Origin of the sequence: Flavobacterium sp. J27 (assembly GCF_004303025.1) — a bacterium.
Lineage (GTDB): Bacteria > Bacteroidota > Bacteroidia > Flavobacteriales > Flavobacteriaceae > Flavobacterium.
The window spans coordinates 4,042-10,848 of the sequence record NZ_PJQW01000014.1; the positions used below are offsets into that span (position 1 = coordinate 4,042).

Annotated in this window: 3 protein-coding genes; all 3 read right to left on the reverse strand. The window is 33.1% G+C overall.

Features of this window, described 5'->3' with window-relative positions:
* The coding region (locus CX675_RS20030) for a choice-of-anchor J domain-containing protein (protein ID WP_205728646.1) at nt 1–858 on the reverse strand (858 nt) is incomplete at its 3' end.
* A gap of 501 nt (nt 859–1,359) precedes the next feature.
* On the reverse strand, nt 1,360–5,160 hold the full coding sequence (locus tag CX675_RS16665) for a T9SS-dependent choice-of-anchor J family protein (RefSeq protein ID WP_130736388.1): 3,801 nt from the start codon (nt 5,158–5,160) through the stop codon (nt 1,360–1,362).
* A gap of 277 nt (nt 5,161–5,437) precedes the next feature.
* On the reverse strand, nt 5,438–6,682 hold the full coding sequence (ilvA, locus tag CX675_RS16670) for a threonine ammonia-lyase IlvA (protein WP_130736474.1): 1,245 nt from the start codon (nt 6,680–6,682) through the stop codon (nt 5,438–5,440).
* Nucleotides 6,683–6,807 lie beyond the last annotated feature (125 nt).

Here is a 6,807-nt window from a genome sequence, read left to right on the forward strand (position 1 = left end):
TGAAGTTGTGAAATTGGATGGGCCTACCCAAGAACTTGTATTGTCACTTGCACATAATGATCTAACATAGAAGCTATAATTTGTTAAGGGAGATAAATTATTCAGAACATAGGGAGGAGCAGATGTAACCGTAATAATTGTTCCAGTTCCGGGTGTAAATCCAGTAGGTCCATATTCTATTTCCCATTGAGTAGCTGTATTTGGACTAGTCCAGTTTAATGTAGCTGAAGTTGCTAAAGGTGTAGCAGACAAATTAGTGTTGTCTAAACATTTTGAGTCTACATTTATATTGTCTAGGTACCATCTATCTCCATTGTCATTTTCCATTACAAATGCAATAAATAGATTTTGTCCTACATATGAACTTAAGTCTATCACTTTTTGTATGTAAGTGCTTTGTTCTGTAGTAGTTGATCCATTCATTAATTGTACTTCATCCCACGTTTGAATTGAAGTAAAATTGTTAGTATCATTTTGTGGATACATACTTGCATCGGCAATTCTGATAGAATAAATACTTCCTTGATTACCTCCTTGCGATAATTTAGTATAAAACCGAAGTTGACCATCTGAAGGAATAATAACATTAGGTGATATTAACCAATCTTCTGCGATGGTTCCATCAACAACATTTTCTCTATTTAAGAAAGCAGCTCCATTACCTTGATATGTTTGAGGAGCATTTACTAATTGCCAAGTTTGTGCTGTTCCAATTCCATTATCTAAAATGGCCCAGTTTCCAGATGTTAAAGACCAAGTAGGGAAAGTAGGTGCAGTACCTCCTTCAAAACCCTCTGATAATTGAGCATATGAAAAGAAACTGAACATGCAGAACAAAAGAAGTAGATTTTTTTTCATAATTAAGTTGTGTGGTTTATTTGGGTCACAAATGTAACCAATGCATAATCATGAAGAATTTTTACCGTTAAAAAGCTTTTAATATCGTTGAAAAGCACTTTTTAACAAAATTAAATAATTTTAAATTTAAAAAATTATCACATTTTTTGAATAAATGTTAAATTATAAACATTTTTTACTGTTTTTAATTGTTTATAATTTAAAAAAAATATTAAATGAATTTTTTTTGGTAAAAAGTGTTTTGTATGGTTTGATTTTAGTGATTGATTGTTTGTTTTAAGAGGGAATAGATAGTTTATTTTTCTCTTTCTAAAAGTTTGATTTTTTCTCTGTAGGTGTGTTAGTGGAACTACAAGAAATAAAAAAGAAATTTGAAAAAAACAAATGATAAAATAAATATATTTTTTGAGCATAGGTATGCTTTTTGTTTGTGGTTGTTGTGTAAAAAAAAACCTTGCCATGAGTAGGCAAGGTTTAAGTTATAGAACTAACTTTTTAAAGTTATTGTTTAATTACTTTAATTGATTTTATGGTATCATTAATAGAAATATTAACGATATATGCACCAGAATTCAGATCTGACATATCAATTTGCGTTGTAGTATTGTCTATGTTTTTAGAGATTACTACTTGTCCTAATAAATTAATAATTTGAACTTTCGAAATTGGAGAAGAGTATGATAAATTTAAAATATCTTTAACTGGATTTGGATAAGCAGCAAAATTTGTGTTATCAAATTGAGTCGCAGATAAAGCAGAGTCTACTGTAAATTTATAGTCTTCAACTTCACCTCTTCCACTACTGAAAGAACAAGCATTATCATCACCTGGGTTAGAGTCGTTATAATCAACCATTACTCTCATTCTATAATCTCCATTTGCTACACCGGATGGCACTGTTATTGTTCCTGTAAAAGGACCATAACCATAGCCAGTTGTGCTATATGCTACTTCCGATGTTTGAAATAGTAAATCATTATTCCAATCTACCCAAATTGCACATCCTACAGAACCACCTACAATTTCAACTGAAAAATCTACTGTTCCATTCTGACCTTGGCTAACTGTCATAGAATTGTACATATTTCCATAATTAGTAGCAGAAAATCCAGAAGTTAAATTGTTTATGTTTACTGCACCATTTGTAGTAGTAAAACTATCTATATAAGAATCAGGACTTGTTCCAGAAGGAATACAGTGTCCTGTATAGAAAGAATATGGTCCTATCCAAACACTAGTATCTCCACCACAATCTGCTTGAACATAAAATTCATAAGAAGTTGAAGGTGTTAAACCAGTTAAATTATGAGGGTTAGTTGTTGTACCAGTAACTAGAGTACCAGTTCCAGGTGTGAAACCAGCTACGCCCCATTCAATATTCCAAGTAGCAGCTGATCCACTTTCTGTCCATCCTAAATCTGCTGAAGTCGTTGTTAAATTAGTAACATTTAAAGAACTTAAAAGTGGAGCAGGACAAGAAGGAATTGGTTCCCAAGCGATATTGTCTAAATAAACGTAAGTATATGTTGAAGTAGATATTCTACGAATAGCGATATAGTTATCTAATCCAAAATAAGTGTCAAAAGGTACTATATATTCAGTATAAGTTGATGATAAATCTACAGTAGTTAGAGGTGTAAAAGTACTACCGTCTAAAACATCTGTGATAGTTCCCACTTCAATATCTTGAGAAGCACTTGAAGCACTTGCATAAAAACGTAATTGATGTGTTCCGTCTGCTAAGTTAGACACAATTGGTGAAATTAGAATTATGTTAGCACTGCTAGGAGAATCACTATTATATAAAGTCACGCCATTTGGAGCTGAAAAATCTGCACTAGTTGAAGTTTCAACATAGGCATACGAAGAAACCCCATTGTCTAAAACTTTAGACCAACATGCTGGTAGATCTGGAGTGCTTACAGCATCAAAGTTTTCATTGAAACTATCTACAGCTGCACATGCTGTTGTAAAAGTGTATGGTCCAGTCCAAGAACTTAAATCACCACCACCACAATCTGTTTGAACATAAAAATCATATGTAGTAGTAGCAGATAAACTTGTTAAATTGTGAGGATTAGTTGTTGTTCCTGTAATTACGTTACCAGTTCCAGGTGTAAAACCAGTTGTTCCCCACTCAATATTCCAGGTAGTAGCCGATCCACTTTCTACCCATCCTAAATCAGCCGAAGCTGAGGTAATGTTAGTTGCATATAATGTGTTAAGATAGGGTGCAGGGCAAGATGGTGTTTCATAGATTGAGATATCATCTAAAGAGATATACCAAGGGTTACCATTCATGTAACCTTTGATGCCTACATAATAAGTTCCAGAAGTAGCAGGTGTGAAAGAGCCTGTAATTTCTTGATAAACACCATTTATAATTCCAGTTGCAGTAACTATCGTATTTGTCATATCTGTATCTGTTCCATAATTCCCATAGCTTATAGAAATGTCTGCATCAGATGCAGTTGAACCGTCTTGACGCGCAAATAAGTTTACTGTATAACTAGTTCCGCCTACCAATTCAACTGGAATAAATATCCAATCTTCATTACTATAACGTAAGTATGCATTCCAAGATCCTGTTCTAGGAGTTCTATTGTAATTCGTTGAAGAGGTGTTTGCTGACCAAGTTTGAGTTCCATTAATAGACTCTTGAGTTAAACAACCACTAACTGAATCATCTTGAGTATATCCAGATTCAAAACCTTCAAAATATGGAATGGTATATGCGGTGCAGGAAGTTGTAAATGTAAACGGTCCTACCCAGCTACTTGTATCACTACCACAATCTGCTTGAACATAAAAGTCATAAGAAGTAGAAGGAGTTAATCCTGTTAAACTATGTGGGTTTGTAGTGCTACCTGTAATCATCGTACCAGATCCAGGAGTAAAACCAGTTGCTCCCCATTCAATATTCCAAGTAGTAGCTGATCCATTTTCAACCCAAACTAAATCTGCAGAAGATGAAGTTAAATGGGTAACATTTAATGAACTTAAAAGGGGTGAAGGACAAGATGGGATAGGTTCCCAAGAAATATTATCTAAATACACATAAGTATATGTTGTGGTAGAAACTCTACGAATAGCTACATAACTATCTAAACCAAAATAAGTATCAAATGGTACTACATACTCAGTATAAGTAGTTGATAAATCTACAGTTGTTAAAGGTGTAAAAGCTGCACCGTTAGCTGTATTAGAGATAGTTCCTACTTCAATATCTTGAGAGGCATCAGAAGCACTTGCAAAAAAGTGTAATTGATGAGTTCCATCTGATAAGTTTGATAAAAGTGGAGAAACTAGTATTATGTTTGCACCGTTTGAAGAATCGCTATTATATAGTGTTACACCATTTGGAGCAGAATAATCTGCACTAGTTGAAGTTTCAATGTAAGCATAGGATGAAGCGCCATTATCTAAAATTTTAGACCAACATGCTGGTAAATCTGGGGTGCTTACACCGTCAAAATTTTCTGTAAAGCTATCCACTGCTGTACAAGCGGTTGTAAATGTAAATGGTCCAGACCATAAACTCAAATCTCCACCACCGCAATCTGCTTGTACATAATAATCATATGATGTTGAAGGAGTTAAACCCGTTTTGTTGAAAGGGTTAGTCACTCCAGAATCTGTAGCGGTTCCTGTTGCAGGAGTTCCAGAAGGAACAATTTCAACATTGTATAAAGATGCAGTTCCATTTTCTGTCCAAGTTAATTCTGCTGCATTAGAAACAACTGAATTAGCTGTTAAAGCTGTTGGTTGTGGGCAAGAAGGGATTGCATCATTTACAAAATCATCAACTGCTAAGCGATCTTCATCTGTACCAGTTGCTCTTACTGCAATATATACTGTTTGACCAGCATAAGCAGCTAAATTAAACTCTTTTTTCTCCCAATTAGCGCTTGCTTCTTGAGAAGATTGTAAAGTTATACTAAAATCTGAGCCAGCAGTGTTTGTTGTAGTAGATAATACTACTTCATATGGTTCTAAATAGCCAGAGTTTAATGATTTGATATAGAAGGAAATTCTGTCATTTACTCCTGAAGTAATTACTATTGCAGGAGTAATTAAATAATCATCATGAGCGGTTGAATTGTAAGTAATTCTAGCTACGTTTGTTCCTGAATGAGCACCCGTTCCAATGTTTGCAATTAGCCATTCATTTGCTCCACCTTGATTAATAATTGACCATCCAACAGGAAGAGAGGTGTTGGTGTCAAAATTTTCAATAAATTGTGCATACGATTGACTAAAAAAAGTCAATAATAAAAAGCACAGTAGTGTAATTTTTTTCATTAAATAAATTGGTTTTTTTATAGGTTAATATTTTGTAAAAATACTATAAATAATATGTAAAAAATGTTAAAATCTAATTTTACTGCCAATTTATTAAAATATTGATAAAAAAGAGTTTTAATTTTGATAAATAATTATTGATTTATTTATCTAATAATCAACTTGTTATTTTTTTTGTTGGTGTTTTATTAAAATCTAAAATAACATAAAGTTTTTTTAAAATAAAGCTCCATAGTTTCCTATGAAGCTTTACAACTAAACAAAACCCAGAGTTTTATTACCCAATTAATTGTGCAAATAAATCCTCTTTTTCGTTCAGGTAATGAAAATCAAAACCTTTTAATTTCATTTTTTCTAGAATAGGAGCAATGTCAGTTTTGTTTTTTAATTCTAAACCAACAATCACTGGACCTGATTCTCTATTGTTTTTTTGTTTGAACTGAAAATAAGTAATATCATCATCTTCTCCTAGAATATCATTTACAAATTCTTTTAAAGCACCAGGTCTTTGTGGAAACTGAATCATGAAATAATGTTTCAAACCTTCATATAACAATGAACGCTCTTTAATTTCAGCAGTTCGTTCAATATCGTTATTACTACCACTTACAATGCAAACCACATTTTTGTCTTTAATTTTGTCTTTGTAAAAGTCCAAAGCGGCAATTGTTAAAGCACCAGCAGGTTCAACCACCATAGCTTCTTCATTGTATAATTGTAAAATGGTAGAACATACTTTTCCTTCAGGAACTAGAATAATATCATCTAAATTTTCTTTACAAATGGTATAATTATGATGTCCTACCTGTTTCACAGCTGCTCCATCAACAAATTTATCGATGTCATCTAAGCGTGTATTTTCTCCTTTTTCGATGGATACTTTCATAGATGGAGCACCAGCAGGTTCTACACCAATGATTTTAGTATTCGGACTCAATTCTTTAAAAACCGTTGAAAGTCCGGAAGCCAAACCACCACCACCAATAGGAATAAAAACATAATCGATTTTCGTTTTCGAATCTTCCAAAATTTCTAATCCAACAGTGCCTTGACCTGCAATGACTTTTACATCATCGAAAGGATGAATGAAAATTTTATTTTCAGCGAGACAAGTAGCATTCGCGGAAGCATAAGCATCGTCAAAAGTATCTCCTGTTAAAATAATTTCAATGAAATCCTGACCAAAAAGTTGCACCTGTTTGATTTTTTGTTTCGGTGTGGTTTTAGGCATGAAAATTTTGCCATGAATTTGTAATAAATGACAAGAATAAGCCACACCTTGCGCATGATTACCAGCACTAGCACAAACAATTCCTTGTTTTTTTTCAGTTTCCGTTAAAGCACTCATTTTATTATAAGCACCTCGTATTTTATACGAACGCACTACTTGTAAATCTTCCCTTTTGAGAAGCACATTGGCTTGAAAGGTATGAGATAAATTTCGATTGGGTAATAAAGGAGTAGGGAAGACCACCTCTTCAAATTGCTTTTTAGCTTCCAATACTTCTTCAAATAATGTCATTGTTGTTGTAAGCATGATTTTTTTAATCCACTTTTTATTTAGCTATTCTTTTTCTTCTTTCTTCTTTCTTCTTTCTTCTTTCTTCTTTCTTCTTTCTTCTTTCTTCTTTCTTCTTTCTTCTTTCT